21 protein-coding genes and 1 pseudogene are annotated in these 22734 nt (G+C 71.7%); 12 read left to right on the top strand and 10 right to left on the bottom strand.

Annotated elements, in window-relative coordinates; translation table 11 throughout:
- Positions 1-103: 103 nt before the first annotated feature.
- Positions 104-883 (bottom strand): isoprenyl transferase, encoded by a 780-nt coding sequence (locus AB0H12_RS20065; RefSeq protein ID WP_499624365.1) that lies wholly within the window; start codon positions 881-883, stop codon positions 104-106.
- Positions 884-965: 82 nt separating this feature from the next.
- Between AB0H12_RS20065 and trhA the strand changes: the two genes are divergently transcribed.
- Positions 966-1637 carry a PAQR family membrane homeostasis protein TrhA gene (trhA, locus tag AB0H12_RS20070; protein WP_499624366.1) on the top strand — a complete coding sequence of 224 codons (672 nt, stop codon included), beginning with the start codon at positions 966-968 and terminating at the stop codon, positions 1635-1637.
- A 51-nt stretch (positions 1638-1688) separates the two neighbouring features.
- Here the strand turns inward: trhA and abmR are convergent, their stop codons facing one another.
- Together abmR and AB0H12_RS20080 are read right to left on the bottom strand one after the other, a co-directional pair.
- Entirely contained in the window at positions 1689-2246 is a 558-nt protein-coding gene (gene abmR, locus AB0H12_RS20075) for an ATP-binding transcription factor AbmR (protein ID WP_499624367.1), read from the bottom strand.
- A gap of 75 nt (positions 2247-2321) precedes the next feature.
- Positions 2322-4289, bottom strand: coding sequence for a thioredoxin domain-containing protein (locus AB0H12_RS20080; protein WP_499624368.1), 1968 nt, complete (start codon positions 4287-4289; stop codon positions 2322-2324).
- A gap of 68 nt (positions 4290-4357) precedes the next feature.
- On the opposite strand from AB0H12_RS20080, the pseudogene AB0H12_RS20085 reads away from it, so the two are divergent.
- Both AB0H12_RS20085 and AB0H12_RS20090 read left to right on the top strand, forming a co-directional pair.
- A pseudogene (locus tag AB0H12_RS20085) lies at positions 4358-5130 on the top strand (metallophosphoesterase); the annotation flags it as partial.
- Between the two features lie 32 nt (positions 5131-5162).
- On the top strand, positions 5163-8636 hold the full coding sequence (locus AB0H12_RS20090) for a S1 family peptidase (RefSeq protein WP_499624424.1): 3474 nt from the start codon (positions 5163-5165) through the stop codon (positions 8634-8636).
- Here AB0H12_RS20090 and AB0H12_RS20095 read toward each other — a convergent pair.
- Both AB0H12_RS20095 and mca read right to left on the bottom strand, forming a co-directional pair.
- Positions 8633-8932, bottom strand: a complete 300-nt coding sequence (locus AB0H12_RS20095; RefSeq protein ID WP_499624369.1) for a hypothetical protein — start codon at positions 8930-8932, stop codon at positions 8633-8635. The genes AB0H12_RS20090 and AB0H12_RS20095 overlap by 4 nt on opposite strands.
- Entirely contained in the window at positions 8929-9810 is an 882-nt protein-coding gene (mca, locus tag AB0H12_RS20100) for a mycothiol conjugate amidase Mca (RefSeq protein WP_499624370.1), read from the bottom strand. The genes AB0H12_RS20095 and mca overlap by 4 nt, the downstream gene beginning before the upstream one ends.
- Before the next feature lie 110 nt (positions 9811-9920).
- Here mca and AB0H12_RS20105 point away from each other — a divergent pair, with 110 nt between their 5' ends.
- Together AB0H12_RS20105 and greA are read left to right on the top strand one after the other, a co-directional pair.
- Positions 9921-10331, top strand: coding sequence for a DUF4307 domain-containing protein (locus AB0H12_RS20105; protein ID WP_499624371.1), 411 nt, complete (start codon positions 9921-9923; stop codon positions 10329-10331).
- Between the two features lie 185 nt (positions 10332-10516).
- Complete coding sequence (greA, locus tag AB0H12_RS20110) at positions 10517-11011, top strand: transcription elongation factor GreA (RefSeq protein WP_053719387.1); 495 nt, start codon at positions 10517-10519, stop codon at positions 11009-11011.
- A gap of 85 nt (positions 11012-11096) precedes the next feature.
- Here greA and AB0H12_RS20115 read toward each other — a convergent pair whose 3' ends face one another.
- Positions 11097-11591 (bottom strand): Lrp/AsnC family transcriptional regulator, encoded by a 495-nt coding sequence (locus AB0H12_RS20115; RefSeq protein ID WP_499624372.1) that lies wholly within the window; start codon positions 11589-11591, stop codon positions 11097-11099.
- A 75-nt stretch (positions 11592-11666) separates the two neighbouring features.
- On the opposite strand from AB0H12_RS20115, the gene hppD reads away from it, so the two are divergent.
- From hppD to AB0H12_RS20130, 3 genes are all read left to right on the top strand, one after another.
- Positions 11667-12848 carry a 4-hydroxyphenylpyruvate dioxygenase gene (gene hppD / locus AB0H12_RS20120; RefSeq protein ID WP_499624373.1) on the top strand — a complete coding sequence of 394 codons (1182 nt, stop codon included), beginning with the start codon at positions 11667-11669 and terminating at the stop codon, positions 12846-12848.
- A gap of 194 nt (positions 12849-13042) precedes the next feature.
- Positions 13043-13273 (top strand): hypothetical protein, encoded by a 231-nt coding sequence (locus AB0H12_RS20125; RefSeq protein WP_230567375.1) that lies wholly within the window; start codon positions 13043-13045, stop codon positions 13271-13273.
- A 31-nt stretch (positions 13274-13304) separates the two neighbouring features.
- Positions 13305-13577, top strand: a complete 273-nt coding sequence (locus tag AB0H12_RS20130; RefSeq protein WP_230567376.1) for a DUF2277 domain-containing protein — start codon at positions 13305-13307, stop codon at positions 13575-13577.
- Positions 13578-13801: 224 nt separating this feature from the next.
- Here the strand turns inward: AB0H12_RS20130 and AB0H12_RS20135 are convergent, their stop codons facing one another.
- From AB0H12_RS20135 to AB0H12_RS20145, 3 genes are all read right to left on the bottom strand, one after another.
- Positions 13802-14953: a cystathionine gamma-synthase gene (locus AB0H12_RS20135; RefSeq protein ID WP_499624374.1), complete on the bottom strand. Its 1152-nt coding sequence runs from the start codon at positions 14951-14953 to the stop codon at positions 13802-13804.
- Between the two features lie 86 nt (positions 14954-15039).
- A complete protein-coding gene (locus tag AB0H12_RS20140) occupies positions 15040-16119 on the bottom strand; it encodes an RDD family protein (RefSeq protein WP_499624375.1) in 1080 nt (359 codons plus the stop codon).
- 161 nt (positions 16120-16280) lie between these two features.
- The gene (locus AB0H12_RS20145) at positions 16281-17651 is read right to left on the bottom strand and encodes a cystathionine beta-synthase (protein ID WP_499624376.1); all 1371 of its coding nucleotides are present in this window, start codon (positions 17649-17651) and stop codon (positions 16281-16283) included.
- Positions 17652-17749: 98 nt separating this feature from the next.
- Between AB0H12_RS20145 and AB0H12_RS20150 the strand changes: the two genes are divergently transcribed.
- From AB0H12_RS20150 to AB0H12_RS20160, 3 genes are read left to right on the top strand one after another with little or no spacing between them, the layout of a single operon-like run.
- Entirely contained in the window at positions 17750-18529 is a 780-nt protein-coding gene (locus AB0H12_RS20150; protein ID WP_499624377.1) for an SGNH/GDSL hydrolase family protein, read from the top strand.
- Positions 18530-18585: 56 nt separating this feature from the next.
- Positions 18586-19806 (top strand): acetyl-CoA C-acetyltransferase, encoded by a 1221-nt coding sequence (locus AB0H12_RS20155; protein WP_499624378.1) that lies wholly within the window; start codon positions 18586-18588, stop codon positions 19804-19806.
- Between the two features lie 55 nt (positions 19807-19861).
- Positions 19862-20074, top strand: coding sequence for a hypothetical protein (locus AB0H12_RS20160; RefSeq protein WP_499624379.1), 213 nt, complete (start codon positions 19862-19864; stop codon positions 20072-20074).
- A 177-nt stretch (positions 20075-20251) separates the two neighbouring features.
- Here the strand turns inward: AB0H12_RS20160 and AB0H12_RS20165 are convergent, their stop codons facing one another.
- The gene (locus tag AB0H12_RS20165; protein WP_499624380.1) at positions 20252-21052 is read right to left on the bottom strand and encodes a Bax inhibitor-1/YccA family protein; all 801 of its coding nucleotides are present in this window, start codon (positions 21050-21052) and stop codon (positions 20252-20254) included.
- Positions 21053-21301: 249 nt separating this feature from the next.
- Here AB0H12_RS20165 and AB0H12_RS20170 point away from each other — a divergent pair, with 249 nt between their 5' ends.
- Positions 21302-22723: an MSCRAMM family protein gene (locus AB0H12_RS20170; protein WP_499624381.1), complete on the top strand. Its 1422-nt coding sequence runs from the start codon at positions 21302-21304 to the stop codon at positions 22721-22723.
- The last annotated feature ends 11 nt before the right edge of the window (positions 22724-22734 follow it).

Below are 22734 nucleotides of genomic sequence, written 5' to 3' on the forward strand. Positions count from 1 at the left end.
CACACCGGTGCACTCGAGGGCGGCACTTCCCAGTCGGGGGGTGCCGCCCTCGGGCGTTCCCCACGAGCGCACGGGCGGCGACCAGGCGTCGCCCGGCCCGGCGCTAGGAGCCGAAGCGGCGGTGCCGGACGGCGTAGTCGCGCAGGGCGCGCAGGAAGTCGGTGCGGCGGAACTCGGGCCAGTAGGCCTCGGTGAACCAGAACTCCGAGTGCGCCGACTGCCACAGCATGAAGCCGGACAGCCGCTGCTCGCCCGAGGTGCGGATGAGCAGGTCGGGGTCGGGTTGGCCGGAGGTGTAGAGGTGTTCGGCGATGTGGTCGACGTCCAGGACCTCGGCGAGCTCCTCGATCGTGCCGCCGGACTCGGCGTGCTTCTGCAGCAGCTTGCGGACCGCGTCGGCGATCTCCTGCCGGCCGCCGTAGCCGACCGCGACGTTGACCTCCAGGCCGGTGCGGCCCTTGGTGCGCAGTGCCGCCGCGGACAGCCGGGCGGCGGTCTCGGTCGGCAGCATGTCCAGCGCGCCGACGTGCCGGATGCGCCACGGGTTACCGGGCTCGGCGAGTTCGTCGACGATGTCGGCGATGATGCCGAGCAACGGGTCCAGTTCCTCGGCCGGCCGGTTGAGGTTGTCCGTGGATAGCATCCACAGCGTGACGACCTCGACCTCGGCCTCGCGGCACCAGCTCAGCAGTTCGAGGATCTTGCGCGCGCCGGCCCGGTGGCCGTGCGCGACGTCGTCGAAGCCCGCCTCCTTGGCCCACCGGCGGTTGCCGTCGAGCACGACGCCGACGTGACGTGGTCGTTGCTTGCCGTCGAGCCATCGGTTGAGGCGGAACTCGTAACCCTTGAGCAGGACGCTCTTGACCTGTTCGCGAAGACCCACGCTGGAAGAGCGTACGCCGGGTGGGCGCGGTCACGCCGTCGTGTGCTGACCGGGTCACCTACGCTCCCGTAACCTCAGGTGCGTGACCGCGTCGACTCATAGCCCGCAGGCCGCGCTGCGGCCCCGCCTGCGGGGGTGGCTGCACCTCTGGTCGTTCGTGGTGTCCGTGGCGACCGGCGCGACGCTGATCGCGCTGGCGGCGGCCACCGTGTCGGCGAAGGCGGCGCTGGCGACGTCCGTGTACGGGGCGACCGTGCTCGGCCTGTTCGGCGTGAGCGCCCTCTACCACCGCGTGAACTGGGTCAGCGTGCGGGCGCGGACGTGGATGAAGCGCCTCGACCACTCGATGATCTTCGTCTTCATCGCCGGCACCTACACCCCGTTCGCGTTGCTGGCGATGCCGCCGGACACGGGCACCGTCGTGCTGCTCGTGGTCTGGCTCGGCGCCCTGGGCGGCGTGACGCTGAAACTGGCGTGGCCGCACGCCCCGAGGTGGCTCGGGGTGCCGATCTACATCGCCCTGGGCTGGGTGGCGGTCTTCGTCCTGCCCGACCTGCTGCACCACGTCGGCGTGGCGGCCTTGGTCCTGCTCCTGGTGGGCGGCCTGCTCTACACCGTCGGCGCCGTTTTCTACGCCTCCCGCTGGCCGAACCCCTGGCCGGAGGTCTTCGGCTACCACGAGTTCTTCCACGCGGCCACCGTGCTGGCGGCGCTGTGCCATTACATCGCCATCTGGTTCGCCATTTACTCCTGACCCGCGATTCGAGAACACCCGTTTCCCGAGCCGCCGGGAAACGGGTGTTCGTCACGCCAGGTCGGGGCCTTGGGCTCGCAGGTCGTCCACCCTGGTCATCGCCGCACGCAGCTCGGTCAGCCACGTGTCCGCGTGCTCGCCGACCAGCCGCACGGCCCACGCCAGCGCCTCGGACCGCGACCGCGCGACACCCGCCGCGACGAGCGTGTCCAGCACCATCCGCTCGGGCTGCCGCAGGCGCGTCATCACGGGCACCGACAACGTGGTGAACAGCTCCTCCGTGCCACCGAGCCGGGCGCCCCACGCGACCTTGCGCCGGTAGCGGTGTTCGGCTTGGCGGGCGATCTCGATCCGCTCGTCCCTGGTCTGCTCGCGGAACCGGCTGATCCGGCCCGACTCGGCCGCAGCGCGCTCGGCGTCGTCCGCGAACGTGCCCTCCAGCGCGGGCAGCGTGCCGACGACCAGGATCTCCTCCCGGTCCACCGTCACGACCGGCGCCTCGGTGAACCAGCCGTCGGGCAGCCTGCCGCCGAACCAACCCGCCGCGTCGTCCGCCGGCGGCTGCTCGGCCTGCTGCCAGCCGCCCCGGCCTCCCCATCCACGTCGCATCTCGCACCACCTCGATTACATGATTACGACGATGTAGACGTTACGCCGGTGACGAGGCAGCGGAAGAGCGGTTCGCTACCGGTGGACGGCCAGGGCCTCGGTCAGCTCGGCCACCGACGTCACGGGCCGGTCGCACACGTACCCACGGCACACGTAGGCCGCCGCACCCCCGTCCACCAACGGCCGGTCGGCCAGCAACGGCGCCGAGCCCGGCGCGCCCGCCACCACCACGCCACCGCCGTGCACACCGGTCCACGCCGCGCTGACCAGCTCCGACGCGTCACCGACGACGGCGACCTGCACCGGTCCGAGCGCCAACGCCTCGGCCACGCTCAGCCAGTGCCCGGCGAACCGGGGTTCACGAGCGGCCAGCAGGCCGGCGCGGCCGAGAGCGGCCTCGGCGGCGTCGCGGTAGCTCGACGGCCCGCCCAGCGCGGACGCCGTGACGAGCGCCGAGGCCAGCGCCGACGCGCCGGACGGGCTCGCGTTGTCCGACGGGTCCGACGGCCGCTGCACCAACGCCTCCGCGTCGTCCGCCGTGTCGTAGTAGACGCCGGGCTCCTCCCCCGTGAACCGGGCCAACGCGGTGTCGAGCAATCCGCAGGCGGCGGTGAACCACTCGACGTCGCCGGTCGCCTGGTGCAGGGCGAGCAGGCCGTCGGCGAAGCAGCCGTAGTCCTCCAGCACTCCCGCCGCCGTGCCCGCGACACCGTTGCGCGACGTGCGCAGGAGCCGACCGTCGACCAGGTGCACGTCCAGGACCAGCGACGCCGCCCGCACGGCCGCCACCACCCACCGCGGCTCGCCGAACACCGCGCCCGCCTCCGCCAGCGCCACGATCGCCATGCCGTTCCACGCCGTCACGACCTTGTCGTCACGTCCCGGCTGCGGCCGGCGGTCGCGGGCCGCCAGCAGCTTCGCCGCGATCCCGTCGTCCGGCACCCCGAGCATCCGCAACGTCGACGTGCCGTGCTCGAACGTGCCCTCGTCCGTCACGCCGTACAGCTCGGCGGCGCGCGCCCCGGCCGCCAACCCCAGCACCTCGACCAGCTGCGCGGGCGTCCACACGTACGTCGACCCCTCGACGCCGTCGGTGTCCGCGTCCAACGACGCCGCGAACCCGCCCTCCGCCGTGCCGAGGTCGCGGATCAGGAACTCGGCCGTCTCACGGACCACTTGGCGGTAACGCGGGTTGTCGTCACGGCGACTCAAATGCGTGTACACGCGCAGCAGCAAAGCGTTGTCGTACAACATCTTCTCGAAGTGCGGCACCACCCACGCCGCGTCCACGCCGTACCGCGCGAACCCGCCCGCCAGCTGGTCGTACAGCCCGCCGTTCGCCATCGCGTCGCACGTCGTCCGCGCCATCGACAGCGCCTCGACCGACCCGGTCCGCTCGTGGTGGCGCAGCAGGAACTCCAGCACCATCGACGGCGGAAACTTCGGCGCGCCGCCGAAACCGGCGTTGGTCCGGTCGAAGTGCCCGAGCAACGACACCACCGCGCCGGAGAGCACTTCATCGTCCACTGTGGACTGCGGCAGCGGCTTGAACGCCAACTGCGCCACGATCCCCGCCGCCGACTCGCGCACCTCGTCGCCCTGCTCGCGCCACGCGTGGTCGATGGCCTCCAGCACCTGGCGGAACGACGGCATGCCCTGGCGCGGCGACGGCGGGTAGTACGTGCCCGCGTAGAACGGCTCGCCGTCGGGCGTGAGGAAGCACGTCATGGGCCAGCCGCCGTGCCCGCTGAGCGCCTGCGTGACGGCCATGTAGACCGCGTCCACGTCCGGCCGCTCCTCGCGGTCCACCTTCACGTTCACGAAGTGCTCGTTCATGTACGCGGCGGTGGCCTCGTCCTCGAACGACTCGTGCGCCATCACGTGGCACCAGTGGCACGCCGCGTACCCGACCGAGAGCAGCACCGGCACGCCCCGTTCGCGCGCCTCCTCGAACGCCTCCGGCGACCAAGGGCGCCAGTGCACCGGGTTGTCGGCGTGCTGGAGGAGGTACGGGCTGGTCGAGGACGCGAGCCGGTTCGTCATGGCTCCACAGTAAATCCCGGACAACCGCCGGACTCGTCGATCAGACTGGGGTCATGGAGCCCTCCCCCGAGCCGCCGCCGCACGACCTGCGCCACGAGACCGGACCGTTCGACGTGGTCGGCGACGTGCACGGGTGCCACACCGAGCTCGTCCACCTGCTGCGCGAACTGGGCTACTCCGCCGAAGGGACGCACCCGGAGGGGCGCAAGGTGGCGTTCCTCGGCGACCTCGTGGACCGGGGCCCGGACACGCCGGGCGTGCTGCGGCTCGTGATGGCCATGGTGGCGGCCGGCAACGCCGTCTCCGTGCGCGGCAACCACGAGGAGAAGCTGGTGCGCGCGTTGAAGGGGCACCAGGTCCAGGTCAGCCACGGCCTGGAGCACTCGTTGGACCAACTGGCGCGGGAGACCGCGGAGTTCCGGGCCGAGGTGCTGGCGTTCTGCGACTCCCTGGTGCCGCACTACGTCCTGGACGGCGGCAAGCTCGTCATCGCCCACGCGGGGCTGCCCGAGCGCTACCACGGCCGCGAGTCGGCGCGGATGCGGTCGCTGGCGCTGTGGGGCGTCAGCACGGGCGAGCGCGATTCGCGCGGCTTCCCCGTCCGCTACCCGTGGGCGCAGGACTACCGCGGCGCCGCCATGGTCCTTTATGGACACACGCCGGTCGAGGAACCGGAGTGGGTGAACGGGACGCTGTGCCTGGACACGGGCTGCGTGTTCGGCGGCAGGCTCACCGCGCTGCGCTACCCCGAGCGGGAACTGGTCTCCGTTCCCGCCCGTCGGACCTGGTACGAGCAGTAAGGTCGACGGGGTGCGCGCGAGCTACCGGGAGCGCCCGCCCTGGTTGGCCCGGGTGGGTGACATCGGCGCCGGCGTGCTCGTCGCACCGGAGCTGGTGCTCACCTGCTCGCACGTCGTGCCGCAGGACCAGGTGGACGTGACGCTGGTCCACGCCGGGGTGGCGGTCGCCGCGTCGGTCGAGTTCCGGGACGACGACGGTGACCTGGCCGTGCTGCGCCTGGACCGGCCGGTGGACGCGGTGTGCGCGCCGCTGCGCGCGCCGTCCGCGTTGAGCGACCACCCGTACGTGGTGCAGGGGTTCGCGGGCGGCCACCACACCGAGTCGCGCGGGCGGCTGGGCGGCCGGGTCGGTCCGGGCTGGGTGCAGCTGGAGCACACGTCCGGCCACCGGATCGACCGCGGGTTCTCCGGCGCGCCGGTGTGGGACGACGTGCTGCGCGCCGTGGTGGGCATCGTCGTGACGGCGCACGCGGCCGTGGGCGGCGGCAACCTGGTCCCGGTCGAGGAGATCACCCGGAGGTGGCCGCCCGCCGCGGGGTTCACCGGCTGGCGGGTCGACCTGGACGACGCCTTCGACACGCACTGGCTGCCGCGGGCGCGGGGCGTCGAACCGCACGAGCCGACGGACGTGTGGCACTTCGTCGGCAGGCGCCGGGCGTTGACCGAGCTGGCGCGCTACCTGGGCGGACCGCCCGACGGCCGGGTGCGCGCGGTGGTCGGCGCCCCGGGCAGCGGCAAGAGCGCCGTGATCGCCCGGACCGTCGTGCTGGCCGACCGCACGGGCCGGCCCCTCGTGCCGCCGGACAGCCTGCCGCCCGACGTCGCGCTGCCGCCGGTCGGCAGCGTGACGGTGGCCGTGCACGCGCGCGGCAGGACGTTGGCCGACGTGGTGCGGGCGATCGCCGACGCGGCCGAGGTGGAGGCCGTCGACGCGGCCCAGCTGCTCCAGCGCTGCGGACCGGTGTCGGTCGTGGTCGACGCGCTGGACGAGGCCGCCGGCACCGCGCCGACGGCCATCGCCACCCTGCTCGACCGGCTGGCCGCGCACCCCGAACGGCACGTCGTCGTGGGCACGCGGGTGGGCGCGCGGGGGTCGGCGTCGCACGCGTTGCAGGCCAGGCTCGGCAACCCGGTGGTGCTCGACCTCGACTCCGAGACCTACCTCGACCACCGGGACGTGGTCGCCTACGCGCAACGGCGGGTCGGCGACCCGGTGCGTGCGGCGGCGATCGCGGCGCACGCGGGCGGCAACTTCCTGATCGCGCAGCTGGCGTGCCTGACCGACTCCGACCGGTTGCCGACCAGCGTCGGCGCGGCCGTGGACGACTACCTGACCGTGCGCTTCGAGGAGCCGCAGGTGGCGCGTGACCTGCTGCTGCCCCTCGCCCACGCCGAGGGCGGCGGCCTGCCCGAAGGTCCGTTGTGGTTGGCGCTGGCCAATGCCCTGGGTGCGGCCGACTACACGCCCCGGGACCTGCGTGCCGTGCTGACGTCGGCGGCGAGCTACCTGGTGGAGCAGGTGGGTGGCTCGTACCGGCTGTTCCACCAGGCGTTGGACGACGCGTTCCGCGCCGAGCGGCCGGGAGTGGAGCCGGTGGTCTACCGGACGCTGCGCGCGCAGGTCACCGAGTGGGAGGACGCGCCGGAGTACGTGCGGACGCACCTGGCCCAGCACGCCGTCGCCGCCGGCCGGCTGGACGAACTGGTGGAGGACCCCGGGTTCCTGGTCGTCGTGCCGCCGGAACGGCTCGTGCCGCACCTGGCGCGCGTGACCTCCGAGCGTGCGCGCGTGCACGGGCGCGTCTACCGCAAGGCCAGTCACCACCTCGCCGACCTCGACCCGCGTGAGCGCGCGGCACGTCTCGCGCTGACGGCCCGGCAGTCGGGGTACCGGAGCTTCGCCGACCGGCTCGTGGAGCGGTTCGAGCCGCCGTGGCGGGCGGACGTGCTGGGGTGGGCGGCCGAGGGCTCCCAGCAGGTGCTCGCCCGGTTGCCGGCCGCCGACGACGTCATGCTGTGGCTCGACGCTTCCGGTGAGCCGGCCGCGTTCTCCCTCCACCGCGACCGCGCGGTGCTCCACCGGTTCCGCGATCACCGGCTGGTCCCGGTGTCGGAAGCGCCCGCGCACGTCGGGATCCTGCCCCGCGCGACCGCTCACGTGGTGCGCGAGGACGGGGCGGAGTTCGCCCTGACGGCCTCCTTCGGCGGAGAGCTGCGCAAGTGGTCGTTCGCCGGCGGCCTGCGGGTGCGCGGCTCGCTGGACGCCGTCCACGCGCGGAGCCTGGCCGCGGCCTGCTCGGGCGACCGGCTGCTCGCGGTCGTCGCCGAGCGGGAGGGGGTGCTCCTGGTCGACTGGACCGCCGACGCGCCGGTCGTCGTGGACCGGGTCGTCGTCCGCGACGCGGTGTCCGGGCTCGTCGCGATGAGTGTCCAGGACGGCGCGGTGTTCGTGGTGCACCAGGGCGACACCGCGCTGCGGTTGTACCGGGTGGCGGACGACCGGCTGACGCCGGTCGGGGAGCCGCTCGACAGCACGTGGCGGCCGTACCCGCTGCGGTTCGTCACCCGCCCCGACGGTCGCCTGCTGCTCCTGTGGGCGGGAGAGGCGCGCGTGACCTGCTACGGGGTCGGCGACCGCGGCCTGATCCACGAATCGGCGGTCCCAGGGCTGTTCGCGGGCGAGTTCGCCGACGCGCGGTTGGCCGACGGGCGGGTGGTCGTGGCGATCCGGGACGAGTTCGGCGCCATCTCGGTCTGGGCGCTGGGCGACGACCTGAGCCAGGTCGGCCCGGTCTGGCGCAACGACGCGATCGGCGTCGGCAAGATCGCGGCCGGCCTCGGCCCGGGCGGACGTCCCGTGGTGCTGTCGGTGGACGCGGACCACCGGGTCCACCTGTGGGAAGTGGACGACGACCCACCGGAGCCGGACGAGCGCCGCCCTCCCCTGCCGCCGACGGCGATGCTCCCATCGGTGGTGCTCTTCACGACCGACGACGGACGGGTCGCGGCGGCGCCGACCCCCTGGTGGGACGGTTCGCACGCCGTCCTGGCCGAGCCGGGGCTGCCGCCGCTGCGCACGGCGTCGTGGCGGCGGTTCATGCGACGAGACGTCGCAGGGCCGCGCTCGCACCGCGGCGGGCCGGAACTCCGGCTGTTCGCCCTGCCCGACCACGGCCGGCCGCGCGAACTCGTCCCCTTGGCGGAGCACGTGGACTTCGCCGCCGTCGACCCCGACTGGATCCCCGTCACCGCGCGGATCGCGTTGTGCACGTGGACCGGCCACGACTTGACGCCGTGGGCTCCACCGTGGGCGGGGGTCGCCGGGCCGAGCACCAAGGCGGCGACGGCGTTGCGCGGCGGTCGGGCGTTCGTCGCGATCGGCGACGACGGCGGGAGGGTGGCCGTGTGGTCCTGCCCGCCCGGTGGCCGGGCCCGCACCCTCGCGGCGGTCGACCTGGACTCGCCGGTGACCGACCTGATCTGGCACCCGGACGGCACGCTCGTGGTGTGGTGCCGGTCCGGGGTGCTCCGGTTCGACTTCGGCTAGTCGTCCTTCTTCGCGCCGCCGTTGCCGTTGCCCGCCTTCGCCTCGGGCTTGGCCTCCGGCTTGGCGTCGGGCTCGGGCTCGTCGAACGACGCGGGCAGCTTCTTCAGGTGCTTGCTCATCGACTTGACCAGGAACACCACGGCGATGAAGAACAGCACCAGCACCAGCAGGCCCAGCGGGGAGGACTTGCCGAAGTCCTCCTGCTGGCCGCCCGGGTCCTTGTCCGTGGAGGGCGGCTGCTGGGCCAGGACGATCGCCGTGGTCTGCTCCCACGGGATCGGGTCGAACGAGGTCACGCGGTCACCCTTTCCCGGACGCCCGCGAACAGGTCGTCCTCCGGCACCGTGCTGTCGACCAGCGACCGCGCCAGCTCGTACTCCTCCGTCGGCCACACCGACCGCTGCATCTCCAGCGGCACGGCGAACCAGCGGCTCTCAGGGTCGATCTGGGTGGCGTGGGCCTTGAGGGCCTCGTCGCGCACCGGGAAGAAGTCGGCGCACTCGACGCGGGTGGTGACCCGCTCGATCACGTCCGGCTTGTCGGCGTCCCAGCCCGCCAGCCACTCGGCGTACGGGGACTCCTCGCCCACGGCGATCAGGGCCTCGTGGAACGCCATCAGCTTCGCGCGGGAGAAGCCGTGCGAGTAGTACAGCTTCAGCGGCTGCCACGGCTCGCCCAGCTCGGGGTAGCGCTCGGGGTCGCCGGCCGCGTCGAACGCGGCGACCGACACCTCGTGGCAGCGGATGTGGTCGGGGTGCGGGTAGCCGCCGTTCTCGTCGTAGGTGACGATCACGTGCGGGCGGAACTCGCGGATCACCTCGACCAGCGGCGGCGTGGACTCCTCCAGCGGCACGAGCGCGAAGCAGCCCTCGGGCAGCGGCGGCAGCGGGTCGCCCTCGGGCAGGCCCGAGTCGACGAAACCGAGCCAGCGGTGCTGCACGCCGAGGATCTCGGCGGCGCGGGCCATCTCGTCGCGGCGGATCTCGGCGATGTTCTCCAGCACGTCCGGGCGCTCCATGGCGGGGTTGAGGATGCTGCCCGCCTCACCGCCCGTGCAGGTCACGACCATGACCTCGTGGCCCTCGGCCACGTAGCGGGCCATCGTGGCGGCGCCCTTGCTGGACTCGTCGTCGGGGTGCGCGTGCACCGCCATCAGGCGCAGCTTCTCAACCATGACGGTGGTGCTCCTCCTCGCCCCTGCCGAACCTGTCTGGTCCAGCCCCTGCGACACTCAACGCGGTGGTCGAGGGACATTGTTCCCCACGGGCGGGAAGGTCTTGGACAGTGGCACTGCCGGAGGGTCGGTACGGCACACCGCGCAGGTCCCTGCCCAGGTGGGCGCGGTGGTCACTCCCCGTGATCGCAGTGCTGGTGGGCGGGGTCGTCGCGTGGGTCGGCTACCGCAACCTCGGCACGATGCCCGTCGAGGCCAAGCAGACCGCGTTCACCGTGGTCGACGACAGCACGGTCGAGATCACGTTCGAGGTGGTCAGGCAGACTCCGGAGCAGCCCGTGGTGTGCATCGTGCGCGCGCGTTCCCAGGACGGCGACGAGGCCGGGCGGCGGGAGGTCCTGATCGCGCCGGGAGCCGACACGGTGCGCGCGACGACCGTGCTGCGGACGTCCAAACCACCGGTCACCGGTGAGGTCTTCGGCTGCTCCTACCAGGTTCCGGCGTACCTGTCCACGAGGTAGCGGCCAAGCGGGTGATCTGCGGGTTTAGTGGCGGATCCGGGAACAAAACGCCGTCGCCGAACGTTCTGGGTCTGTTACTCTGGCCTTTCAGCACGGCCCCGACGCGGGCCGTGTTTTTCCGTTCCGGGCTGGTGCGCCCGGGAACTGCCAGCCCACGCCGTGGGCCGGAGCAAGACGAGGAGTTGGTGACCGTGAGCGACACTGAGGTGACCTGGCTGACCCAGGAGGCCTACGACCGGCTCAAGGGGGAGCTGGACGAGATGATCGAGAATCGCCCGGTCATTGCTGCGGAGATCAACGCGCGTCGCGAAGAGGGTGACCTCCGCGAGAACGGCGGGTACCACGCGGCCCGCGAGGAGCAGGGCAAGCAGGAGGCCCGCATCCGCCAGCTGCAGGAGCTGCTGAGGGTCGCCAAGGTCGGCGAGGCGCCCACGGTGACGGGCGTCGCGGCGCCCGGCATGGTGCTCACCGTGCGTTACGACGGTGATGACGAGACCGAGGAGTTCCTGCTCGCCACCCGTGAGGAGGGCGCGCACGGCGCCCTCGAGGTCTACTCCCCGTCGTCGCCGCTGGGCAAGGCGTTGCTCGGCGCGAAGGAGGGCGAGGCGCGTCAGTACGAGCTGCCCAACGGCAGCACGATGAAAGTCACGCTGATCAAGGCCGTGCCGTACGCCGGCTGACCCCCAGACACCAGGAGGGCGGCCACCACGCGGGGTGGCCGCCCTTCTGCTGTCGTGTCACCTGTTGTCGTGTCACCTGACCCGGTCACGTGACGCGTTCCAGCAGGGGCCGCACGCGGGGCGGGACGGGTGTGGAGAGCGCGATCGACGTGGACAGCCGCTGCACGCCCGGCACGTCCACGATCGAGTCGATCACCCGTTGCAGGTCGGCGTTGGACCGGGCCACGACCCGCGCGAACAGGTCACCCGGGCCGGTCGTCGCGTGCACCTCGCACACCTCGTTGATCGCGGCCAACCCCTGCGACACCTCGTGCCGCCGTCCCTGGGCGATCTCCAGCACGGCGAACGCGGTCAGCCCGTAGCCCATCGCGGCCAGGTCGAGCGCGGGCGGGAAGCCCGTCAGCACGCCGCGCGCCACCAGCCGGTCCAGCCGGGCCTGCACCGTGCCGCGAGCCACGCCGAGGCGCCGTGAGCACTCCAGCACCCCCAGCCTGGGCTCGTCGGTGAGCAGCAGCAACAGCCGTGCGTCCAGAGCGTCGACGGCCTGGTCAGAGTGTTCAGTTTGCGGGTCCGAAGCCATGAACCACTGTACAAGATGACCAGTGGAACACCGGACTGTTGCTCACCCTGACCAGCATTCCACATGCTGTGAGGTATGACGCAGCAGCTTGACGACGTGAGCTACGACCAGCTCCGCCAACTCGTGGGCCTGGTCGACTACGACGGGACGCGCGACCCGTTCCCCGTCCGCTCGATGGACGCCGTGGTCTTCGTGGTCGGCAACGCGACCCAGACCGCTTGGTTCTACCAGGTCGCCTTCGGGATGCAGCTCGTCGCGTACTCCGGGCCGGAGACCGGGCAGCGGGACCACAAGTCCTTCGTGCTCAAGTCCGGCTCGGCGCGGTTCGTGATCAACGGCGGCGTGCGGCCGGACAGCCCGCTGCTCGACCACCACCGCAAGCACGGTGACGGCGTGGTGGACCTCGCGCTGGAGGTCGTCGACGTGGACCGGTGCGTCGAGCACGCGCGTGCACAGGGCGCGACCGTCCTCGAAGAGCCGCACGACCTCACCGACGAGCACGGCACCGTCCGGGTCGCGGCCATCGCGACCTACGGCGAGACCCGCCACACGCTGGTCGACCGGTCGGGCTACCGCGGGCCGTACCTGCCCGGGTACGAGGCGCGGAAGAGCACGGTCGTGCGACCGGCGGGCGCGCCGAAGCGCCTGTTCCAGGCGGTCGACCACTGCGTGGGCAACGTCGAGCTCGGCCGGATGGACCACTGGGTGGAGTTCTACAACCGGGTGATGGGCTTCGTGAACATGGCGGAGTTCATCGGCGACGACATCGCCACCGACTACTCGGCGTTGATGAGCAAGGTCGTCTCCAACGGCAACCACCGGGTGAAGTTCCCGCTCAACGAGCCCGCCGTGGCCAAGCGCAAGTCGCAGATCGACGAGTACCTGGAGTTCTACGAGGGCGCCGGCGTGCAGCACATCGCGCTGGCGACCAACGACATCGTGGCCACGTTGACCGCGATGCGCGCGGCGGGTGTGGAGTTCCTGGAGACGCCCGACTCGTACTACGACGACCCGGAGCTGCGGGCGCGCATCGGTGAGGTGCGCGTGCCGATCGAGGTGCTCAAGGAGCACCGGATCCTGGTCGACCGGGACGAGGACGGCTACCTGCTCCAGATCTTCACCAAGCCGATCGGCGACCGGCCGACCGTGTTCTACGAGCTGATCGAGCGGCACGGGTCGCTCGGCTTCGGCAAGGGCAACTTCAAGGCGCTGTTCGAGGCGATCGAGCGTGAGCAGGAGCGTCGGGGCAACCTCTGACCCCTCGGCGACGCCGCGGCGGGAACCGTCGGGCGACGTCTCGCGTTGTGACGGCGACGGGCCGGTCCGGGCACCCCCGGGCCGGCCTTTCGCGTCGGATCCTGTCGGAACGCTGACGATGCCCGTACCGCACGCGCCGGGACCGGTACTCTCGGTGCGGGGCTAGCTCACACAGCATTCACCTGGAGGGTGGCATGGCGCTCGCGGCACGGGTCACCGCGGTGCTCCCGCTCGTCGGAGCGGTGGCCACGGCCGTGGCGTTGACCGGCGCGGCGTTCTTCACCGTGGCCCACGCGGGGTGCGCGGACACGGGCCGGTTCGTGGAGCGCGACGGCGTGGTGGAGTTCGTCGGCGGGTGCGTGGACGGGCACGACCTGCCCGCCGTGCCGCGGGTGGAGAACGCGCGGTACGACGTCAAGCCCTGACGTTCGCGGGCGCGTGGGCGATAGTGGACCCATGTGTCGCAACATCAGGGTGCTCCACAACTTCGAACCGCCCGCCACCGAGGACGAGGTCCGTGCGGCGGCCGTTCAGTACGTGCGCAAGGTGAGCGGGTCGACGCGGCCGTCGGCGGCGAACCAGGCGGCGTTCGACGCGGCCGTCGAGGCGGTGGCAGAGGCCACTCGCGTGCTGCTCGAATCGCTGGTCACGCAGGCTCCACCCCGTGACCGCGAGGTCGAGGCCGCCAAGGCCAAGGAACGCTCGGCCGCCCGCTTCGGCCCCCGCTGATCGCGAGAGTCCTACGTTCACCCCGCGAGAGTCCTACGTTCAGAGCGCGCGTGTCCTACGTCCAGCACGCGAGAGTCCTACGTTCAGGACCCCCGAGTTGAACGCTCAGCACAGCGCGAACCCCGCGCCCGCGGTGGCTGAGCGCGGGGTTCGGGTGTGCTGAACGTAGGACACGCGCGTGCTGAACGTAGGACTCTCGAGGGCCGGAGGTTGGACTCTCGCGGTTAGTCGAGGGCGGTCAGGAGGTCGGCGACCAGGTCGTCGGCCGATTCGATGCCCACGGAGAGGCGGATCAGGTCGGCGGGGACCTCCAGGAGCGAGCCGGCCGTGCTGGCGTGGGTCATGCGGCCGGGGTGCTCGATCAGGGATTCGACACCGCCCAGCGACTCGGCCAGGGTGAACAGGCGGGTGCGGGAGCAGACGTCGAGGGCCGCTTGCTCGCCGCCCGCCACGCAGAACGAGATCATCCCGCCGAACCGGCGCATCTGCTTCGCCGCGACCTCGTGGCCGGGGTGCTCGGGCAGGCCCGGGTAGTACACGCGCGTCACCTTCGGGTGCCGGACCAGGGCCTCGACGACCTTCTCGGCGTTGTCCGAGTGCTTCTCCATGCGCACTTCGAGCGTCTTGATGCCCCGCAACGTCAACCACGCGTCGAACGGCCCCGGCACGGCGCCCGCGCCGTTCTGCAGGAAGCCGAACTGCGCGTCGAGCTCGTCGTCCGACGTGATCAACGCCCCGCCGACGACGTCCGAGTGCCCGCCGACGTACTTGGTCGTCGAGTGCAGCACGACGTCCGCGCCGAGCTCCATCGGGCTCTGCAGGTACGGCGAGGCGAACGTGTTGTCGACCACGAGCAGCGCGCCCGCCGAGTGCGCCACCTGCGCGAGCAGCGCGATGTCGGCGATGTTGAGCAACGGGTTGGTCGGCGTCTCGATCCAGACGACCTTGGTGTTCGGCCGGATCGCCGCGCGCACCGCGTCGACGTCGGACAGCGCGGCCGGCGTGTGCTCGACGCCCCAGTGCGACATCACCTTGTCGATCAGGCGGAACGTGCCGCCGTACGCGTCGTTCGGGATGACGACGTGGTCGCCGGGACGACACATCGCGCGCAGGGCCGTGTCGGTCGCGCCCATGCCCGAGGCGAACGCGCGCGCGTGCCGCCCGCCCTCGAGCGCCGCCAGGCACTCCTCCAGCGCGGCACGGGTCGGGTTGCCGGTGCGGGAGTACTCGAAACCGCCGCGCAGCCCCCCGACGCCGTCCTGCGCGTACGTGGAAGTGGCGTGGATCGGCACGATGACCGAGCCCGTGGTCGGGTCGGGGTCCTGCCCGGCGTGGATAGCCCTGGTCGCGAAACCGTAGTGGCCGGTGTCCGTCATGCGTCTAGGGTACGGCGGCCGAAAACGCAACCGCCCGTCGACCGGAAGGCCGACGGGCGGTTGGGTGAATCGGTGTCCGACCTAAGTCACCACTGCTGCGGCGGCTGCTGGCCGTACGGGTTCTGCTGCTGCGGCTGGCCGTACGGGTTCGACGCGGGCGCCTGGCCGTAAGGGTTGGCCTGCTGCTGGCCGTAGCCGCCCGGGTAGCCGCCGGGAGCCGCGCCCGCGGGGGCGTTGACCACGATGGTGCCCAGGATCTTGTCGGCCCACGTCTGCTTCTTCGCTTCCCACAACGGCGCGAACCAGCCCGCGTAGCAGGGAAGCGAGTCGACGAAGTGGCACAGGTGGCGCACGAAGGCGTTGCCGAAACCGATCGGCTGCCCCGTCTCCTCCTTGATGAGCTTGATCTTCGCGACCTTCTTGCCCATCGACTGGCCGGTGGTGCCGGCCAGGTACCAGGAGTTGTAGATCATGAAGCCGATGAGGCCGACGTAGCCGATGCCGCTGAGGATCAACGCGAGCGTCGGGTCACCGCTGGCCGCGCCGATGCCGGCCAGGATGCCGACGATCACGCCCGGCGCGACGTAGTCGATCAGCGCGCCGACCGCCCGGCTACCCCACTCCGCGTAACCCCCTGACGGCGCACCGTAAGCGGGCTGCGCGGCGTACGCCTGCTGGGCGCCCCACGCCTGCTGCTGTTGCTGCGGCTGGCCGTACGGGTTCGACGCGGGCGCCTGGCCGTACGGGTTGGGCTGCTGCTGGCCGTACTGCTGCGGCTGCTGCGGCTGGCCGTACGGGTTGGACGGCGGCTGCTGCCCGTACGCCTGCTGCTGGCCGTACTGGGCGGGCTGCTGCTGGCCGTACTGGGGCGGCTGCTGGGCCGGGAACGCGCCGGAGCCGGGCTGCTGCGCCGGCTGACCGTACGGGTTGGACCCGGGCTGCTGCGTCGCGCCCGGCGGCACGACCTGGGTCGCGTCCGGGTTCGACTGGGGTTGCGGTCCGGAGGGCACGACCTGGGTCGCCTCCGGCGGCGGGAAAGCAGGGGGCTGGCCGCCGCCTGGCACGACCTGCGTCGCGTCGGCGTTCGGGGGCTGGGCACCCTGCCCCTGCTCCTGCTGGTTTTGACCGCCGAACTGCTGGTTCCCTGGCGGCTGCGGAGCGTTCATCGGAGTTTCCAACCCCCTTGGCACGGGCCGTAGGTGTATGAGTCGGTGGCCAACGCTAGCGGATGCCGCCCCCCCGGCCACGCACAACCGGTCAACCTGTCCCGATCCGCGATGAGGAACAGGACACGTCGACCGCGTTCCGGGAGCCGGCCGGCGGCCGATCAGCGACCGGCGAGGAAACCCAGGATGTCCTGCCGGGTGACGACTCCGGCCGGCTTGCCGTCCTCCAGCACCAGCGCACCGTCCGCTGAGGACAGTGCCGACATGGCGGAGCTGATCGACTCGCCGGCGCCGATCGTGGGCAGCTTCAACGACATGTGCCGGTCGAGCCGGTCGGTCAGCTGCGCCTTGCCGGTGAACAGCGCGTCGAGCAGGTCGCGCTCGTTGACCGCGCCCGCCACCTCGGCCGCCATCACGGGCGGCTCGGCGTTGACGACCGGCATCTGGGAGACGCCGTACTCGCGCATGATCGCGACCGCCTCGGCGACCGTCTCGTTGGGATGGCCGTGCACGAGGTCGGGCACGGTGCCGTCCTTGCGCCGCAACACGTCGCCGACCGTCGCGCCGGACGTGTCGGGCGACAGGAAGCCGTACTGCGCCATCCACTTGTCGTTGAACACGCTCGACAGGTAGCCGCGCCCGCCGTCGGGCAGCAGCACGACGATCACGTCGTCCGGGCCCGCGGTCTCGGCGACCCGCAGCGCCGCCGCGACGGCCATGCCGCACGAGCCGCCGACGAGCAGCCCCTCCTCACGGGCCAGGCGCCGGGTGATCTCGAACGAGTCGCCGTCGCTCACCGCGACGATCTCGTCGCACACGTCCCGGTCGTAGGCGTCCGGCCAGAAGTCCTCGCCGACGCCCTCCACCAGGTAGGGCCGGCCGGTGCCTCCGGAGTAGACCGAGCCCTCGGGGTCCGCGCCGATGATCTTCACCCGACCCTCGGAGACCTCCTTGAGGTACTTGCCCGTGCCCGAGATCGTGCCGCCGGTGCCGACGCCCGCGACGAAGTGCGTGATCCGGCCCTCGGTCTGCCGCCACACCTCCGGACCGGTGCCGTGGTAGTGGCTGGCCGGGTTCTCGGGGTTGGCGTACTGGTTGGGCTTCCACGCGCCGGGGATCTCGGCGACCAGGCGGTCGGAGACGTTGTAGTAGGAGTCGGGGTGCTCCGGCGCGACCGCGGTCGGGCACACCACGACCTCGGCGCCGTAGGCCTTGAGCACGTTGCGCTTGTCCACGCTGACCTTGTCCGGGCAGACGAAGACGCACTTGTAGCCCTTCTGCTGGGCCACGAGCGCGAGGCCGACGCCGGTGTTGCCCGAGGTGGGCTCGACGATCGTGCCACCGGGCTTGAGCTCGCCGCTGCGCTCCGCCGCCTCGACCATGCGCAGCGCGATGCGGTCCTTCACGCTGCCGCCGGGGTTGAGGTACTCGACCTTGGCGAGGATGAGCGGCCGGCGGCCCTCGGCCACCGCGTTCAGCTTCACCAGCGGCGTGTTGCCGACCAGGTCTACGACGCTCTCGACGTACTCCACGACGGACCTTCCACTTCTTGAGATGACTCGCTGAGCGTATATGGGTGGCGCGGTGTTCGGCCGGGTGGACGATGGGCATCGGGAGAGCGGAGGGTCCGATGCGGGGGTTTCGGCTCCTCGCGGTGGTCGCGGGGGCGTTGGGCGGGTTGACCGGTGTGGCGTACGGGCTGGTCACGGAGCAGTCGCGGCGGGCGCGGGTGGTGATCGGGGCGCCCCACGCGCCGCCGTTGCGCGCCGACGCCGTGTACGGGGACGGCGACGGGACGCCGGTGCGGTTCGCCGTGCTCGGCGACTCGATGGCGGCCGGGCTGGGGGTGGACGACCCGGCCGAGCTGCCGGGCGTGGTGCTGGCGACCGGGATGGCCGACGAGGTGGGCGTGCCCGTGCGGCTGGAGACGTACGCGATCTCCGGGTCCACGTCCCGTGACCTGGCGGCGCAGGTGGACCGGGTGGTGGCCGACCCGCCGGACGTGGCGCTGGTGATCATCGGCGCGAACGACGTGACGACGCGGCTGTCGATCGCGGGGTCGGCGGCGTTGCTGGGCGCGCAGGTGCGGCGGCTGCGTGCGGCGGGGGTCGGCGTGGTCGTCGGCACGTGTCCCGACCTGGGCACGGTGCGGCCGATCGCGGAACCGGCGCGGTCGGTGGCGCGGGAGTGGTCGCGGCGGTTGGCGCGGGCGCAGCGGGTCGAGGTGGAACGGGCGGGCGGCGTGGCGGTGGCGATGGGCGACCTGCTCGCGGCGGAGTTCCGGGCGCGGCACGCCGACTACTTCAGCCGGGACCGGTTCCACCCGAGCGCGGCCGGGTACGAGGCGGCGACCTCGATCCTGCTGGCGCCGTTGTGCGGCGTCCTTCGTCACGAGTGGTGGCCGCGCTGAACGGGCGTTAACTAGGCTGCACGTCACACGTTGCGGCGAAACAAAGGAGTTCCGTAATGCCTGAGGCCGTGATCGTCTCCACCGCCCGGTCGCCCATCGGGCGCGCGGGCAAGGGCTCGCTCAAGGACGTGCGTGGCGACGACCTGACCGTGCAGGTCCTCAAAGCCGCGCTGGCGAAGGTGCCGCAGCTCGACCCGAACGACATCGACGACCTCATGCTCGGCTGCGGCCTGCCCGGCGGCGAGCAGGGCTTCAACATGGGCCGCGTGGTGTCCGTGCTGGCGGGGTACGACAACGTGCCCGGCACGACGGTGACCCGTTACTGCGCGTCGAGCGTGCAGACGACCCGGATGGCGCTGCACGCGATCAAGGCCGGCGAGGGCGACGTGTTCATCAGCGCCGGCGTGGAGACGGTGTCGAGCTTCGCGCGCGGGTCGTCCGACTCGTGGCCGGGCACGCACAACCCGGTGTTCGCCGACGCGGCGGCCCGCACGGCGGCCGTGGCGGAGTCCGGCGCGTCGGAGTGGGTCGACCCCAGGGTGAACGGGCAGGTGCCCGACATCTACATCGCCATGGGTCAGACGGCGGAGAACCTGGCGCTGGCCAAGGGCGTGACGCGGCAGGAGATGGACGAGTTCGGCGTGCGGTCGCAGAACCTCGCCGAGAAGGCCATCGCCAACGGCTTCTGGGCGCGCGAAATCACGCCCGTGACGCTGCCGGACGGCACGGTCGTGTCGGCCGACGACGGCCCGCGTCCCGGCGTGACGATCGAGGGCGTGTCGGGGCTCAAGCCGGTGTTCCGGCCGGACGGCCGCGTGACGGCGGGCAACTGCTGCCCGTTGAACGACGGCGCGGCGGCGCTCGTGATCATGAGCGACGTGAAGGCGAAGGAGCTGGGCATCACGCCGTTGGCGCGGATCGTGTCGACCGGCGTGTCCGGGCTGTCGCCGGAGATCATGGGGCTCGGACCGGTCGAGGCGTCGAAGCGGGCGTTGGCGCTGGCGGGGATGTCGGTCTCGGACATCGACCTGGTGGAGATCAACGAGGCGTTCGCGGCGCAGGTCATCCCGTCGTACCGGGACCTCGGCATCGACCTGGACCGGCTCAACGTCAACGGCGGCGCGATCGCCGTGGGTCACCCGTTCGGGATGACCGGCGCGCGGATCACCACGACGTTGATCAACTCGCTGCAGTTCCACGACAAGCAGTTCGGCCTGGAGACCATGTGCGTCGGCGGTGGCCAGGGCATGGCGATGGTCGTCGAACGGTTGAGCTGAACCGCGTCACAGTTACCGTTACCCGTCGTCCTACCCTTGAGTAGGGAGGTCGCGGGTGACGATGCCGTACGTGTGGTGGCACAGCGGGTACGACCGGCTGTGCCACGCGTTCGCCGTGGAACAGGCCTCGGAGGCGTACTTCGAGGCGGCCTGCGCCCACTCCGTGCCGCCGGAGCACGTGCTGCGGTCGCGGGCCGGGACGCTGTGCGTGCCGTGCCTGGTCGAGGTCGGTTCGGCGCTGGAGGACGACCACACCTGGCGCGACTGATCACCCGGCCCGCGCGTTCTGAGCGTTGAACTCGGGGGTCCTGAACGTAGGACTCTCGGGGCCTGAACGTAGGACTCTCGGGGCCTGAACGTAGGACTCTCGGGGCATGGAGGTTCGACACGCGCGAAGGGCGCCGCCGGCGGTGGCCGGGGCGCCCTTCGCGCGTGCGGGGTGGTGCTAGTCGTTCTGGAAGTAGGACAGCAGGCGCAGGATCTCCAGGTACAGCCAGACGAGCGTGGTCATCAGGCCGAACGCGGCGAGCCAGGCGTACTTGGCGGGCATCGCGCCGCGGATCATCTCGTTGGCCGCCTCGAAGTCCAGCAGGAAGCTGAACGCCGCGATGCCGATGACCACCAGGCTGAAGATGATCGCCAGGGTGCCGCCGTCACGCAGGCCCATGTTCACGCCGAACAGGCCCATGACCAGGTTGCCGAGCATGAGCACGACCACGCCGACGGTGGCGCCGATGATCCACTTGGTCAGGCGCGGGGTGACGCGGATCGCGCCCGTCTTGTAGACCACGAGCATCGCGCCGAAGACGCCGAACGTGCCCAGGATCGCCTGCCAGGCGATGCCGGGGAAGATCGCCTCGAACACGCCGGTGATGGCGCCGAGGAACACGCCCTCCGCCGCCGAGTAGGCGAGCACCATCGGACCGCTGGGCGTGCGCTTGAAGATGATGATCAGGGCCAGGACCAGCCCGATGAGCATGCCGGGCACGGCGAGCGCGAACGGCGCGACCTGGCCGGAGAGCACCAGCCACGCCGAGACGAACCCGGTGAGGATGGCCACACCGAGCGTCGTGGCGGTCTTGGTGACCACGTCGTCGATCGTGATGGGGCGCTCGCCGGTGGTCGGCGGCGCGCCCTGGTAGCCGCCGTGCTGCTGCGCCTCGTAGGGCTGGCCGAAGCCTGCGTAGTTACCGCCACCGCCGCTGGTCGGCAGGTTGCGGAACGCGGGGTTGCTGGTGGTACGCACCTCGTCCTCCTGTGGCGTGCTGACGCCGTCACGGGGTTCAACGACCACACGAGTCGATCGGTTCCCGTCGGGTAAAAGCGACTTTACTCGGGCTGTCGATCTCGAATCCACACCCCGCGCTGCGGAGGGTAGTCGGCGTTCCACCCCGCTGGTGGCTTGTCGACGTGATCTCGGACCCGTAAGGCTCAGTGCCGGCAGCTCTCACCGACCGGCGACGCCCACCGGCGCGCCCGAGGGGTTCAGGACATCATGGTGTGGAGACGACTCGCCGGCGCGGTGCTCGCGACCGGTCTGGCCCTGCTCGCCGCACCCGCCGCGGGCGCGCAGCCCTCGCTGGTGGAGAAGGGTCCGGGGCACGAGACCGACGCGCAGGGGTATCGCAACAAACCGGCGGGCGGCGACTGGCTCGGCGCGTACAAGTGGCGTGGCCAGCTGGTGTGGTGCGTGCAGTACTCGTTGCTCGCGCCGGACAGCAAGGTGGAGTACAAGGAGGGCGACGAACTGCTCTCCAAGGGCGGCGCACGGCTGTCCGACGACGTGGCGGGCAGCATCTCGTACCTCCTGTTGAGGTACGCGAACACCCAGTCGAATGACGAGGCGGCGGCGCTGGCCCACCTGCTGCACACGTGGACGGCCTACGAGGACCCCGCCAAGGGCATCTCCCTCGACCCGAACAGCGACTTCCGGCACATCGCCTACAACGCCGACTTCCACTTCCAGCAGCTCGGGCGCTTCGGCCAGGCCCAGCAGGCGGTGAAGCGGCTGGAGGAGGAGGCGGCGGCCAACCGCGGCCCGTGGGCGGCCAAGGTGAGCGCTCCGGAGAAGGAGCAGGTCATCGGCACGCCCGACACGTGGGTGGTGGACATCACCAAGGGCGACGGCGGGCAGGTGGCCGGCGCGCCGGTGAGCGTGGAGCTGGCCGACGCGACGCTGGAGTCCGGCGCCGCCACCGGTGAGCTCACCACCTCCACCGACGGCAAGGCGCTGGCGGTGCAGGTCGTGCCGACCGGGCCGAACCCGTCGGTCACGGTGAAGCTGGACAGCCCGGCCGACCGGCCCAAGGTCCACGTGCCGGCCGACAACGACATGCAGCGGATCGTCACCACCGGCGGCGAGAAGAAGCTGACCGCGAACGCGTCGACGACCGCGAAGACCGCGCCGGGCGCGGTGAAGGTCGCCAAGACCGACGCCGAGACCGGCAAGGCGATCGCGGGCGTGGCGCTGAAGGTGACCGGGGCCGACGGCCAGACGCCCGCGAAGCGGCAGGACGACACCGCGCTGACCGGGCCCGAGGGCACGCCGGTCGTGCTCCAGACCGCCGCCGACGGCACCGCGGCCGTGCCCGACCTGCGCACGCCTCAGGAGATCTGCGTGGTCGAGGTCGCACCGGTCAAGGGCTACGAGGAGTTCTTCGACCCCAACGCGCCGCCCAAGGTGTGCGGGACCGTCGAAGCGGGCCAGACGCTGGCGTTGGCATTGACCAACAAACCGGACAAACCGGTCGTCCCGATCACGATCCCCGCCGGTTCCCAGGGCACCGGCGTGGTCGCGAAGGCCGCGTACACCACCGAGGTGTCGACTGGCGCGCTGGTCGGGTTCGGCGGTGTGGTCCTGATCGGCGCGACGCTGGTCGGCCTGCTCGTGCGGCGACGGGCGACCGCCCGCCGGTGAGGTCCACGTCC

The organism is Actinosynnema sp. NPDC023794 (assembly GCF_040639675.1).
Classification (GTDB): domain Bacteria; phylum Actinomycetota; class Actinomycetes; order Mycobacteriales; family Pseudonocardiaceae; genus Actinosynnema; species Actinosynnema luteola.